The organism is Bacillus sp. P4_D3, assembly GCF_056401855.1.
Map to the genome: position 1 here is coordinate 1 of NZ_JBFUIN010000807.1, position 1,317 is coordinate 1,317.

The window sequence follows — 1,317 nt, forward strand, 5'->3', positions numbered from 1 at the left end:
GCCTAATCCCTACGGATACTTTTAATAGTGGAATATTCTCACCTCCACGAGTTACGTATTCAAACCGATATACATAAGCGAAATAATCATGTGTTTCTTCATCTTTAATTGGCTCAGACATCGCTTCAAAAACATCTTGTGATCGCAGTGGCGAAAAATATATTTCTTCCTCGTTTTTATTTTCCATACGTAAAGGCTGTTCGCAAAAAATATGAGTAATTAAAGCTGGTACCCATTTAGAAAACGTTTTTTTATCATGTAATACTGGTAAATTACTAATTAAATCATACTGCCATTCTAAATGTGGTGGATCTATTAATTTATTCGGTTTCCAATCATGAATAACCTCATACCAGCTTTGGAAAATATAGTCTAACTGTTCTTGTCTCATTGGTTCTTTTGCTACAATCCAAGGTGTATCTTCCTTTAATACATATGGATCATGCTGAATGAACAATATATCAGAAAACATATCATACAATCTTTCATTTACAAGTTTTAATTTGCTCGTTAATAAAAATGTTCTATAATGTATATCTACAATCTCAAGCCATTCAATAGGAAAGTAAATATACGATACTTTCTCATTATAGAGGGGTTCTACTATATTTTTAAATGTTAATAACCGTAATTTTTCCATATTATTAATACTTCCTCTCTTAATTTATATTGATCATGAATAATACTAGAAAAGATACCAATTTTTTAAGCATAAACGAATCAAATTTTAACCAAGCACAGTTTAGGAAAAAATAAATTTAATTATAAGAATAATACAGTATAAAAACTAAATTAATAAAAAGTTACTATTACCATATAACTACCTCCTTATTTCACTCTATATATTATAAAAACATTATAATTCATTATTGTATTTTATATCTGTAATTTACAAAATGTTTACATAAATTAAACATAATAAAAGGTATCACCTCTTTATATAGCGATACCTTTTATATACTCTTTATTAAATAACACCTTTAACTTCTTCATTCACCGGCCATTTTTCTAATGTATATGCCATTTCCCAAAATGAATATTCATATTGACTACTAAAAATAAAATGTTGTCTCATACGATTACGGTCTGCCTCTGTTACTTTTTCAGCAATCGTATCTAATCGTGTAATTTGCTCTTCTACTAGAGTACGGAACCAATCCGAACCATATGCAGAAATCCATTCTTGATAAATTGGTTCTTCCGGTTGACATTCTTTTAATCGTTCACCAATTTCATAATATAACCAATAACAAGGTAAAATAGCCGCAATAATATCTCCTAAATGCCCTTCATAAGCTGCACGATACATATGAGATG

At 28.9% G+C, this 1,317-nt stretch carries 2 protein-coding genes; both read right to left on the reverse strand.

Annotated features, from left to right (window positions below; genetic code table 11):
* Positions 1–640 (reverse strand): pPIWI_RE module domain-containing protein (locus AC1DTM_RS26875; protein WP_477001319.1); only part of this gene is annotated, 640 nt, incomplete at its 3' end.
* A 327-nt stretch (positions 641–967) separates the two neighbouring features.
* A partial coding sequence (locus AC1DTM_RS26880) for a thiaminase II/PqqC family protein (protein WP_477001320.1) occupies positions 968–1,317 on the reverse strand: 350 nt, incomplete at its 5' end.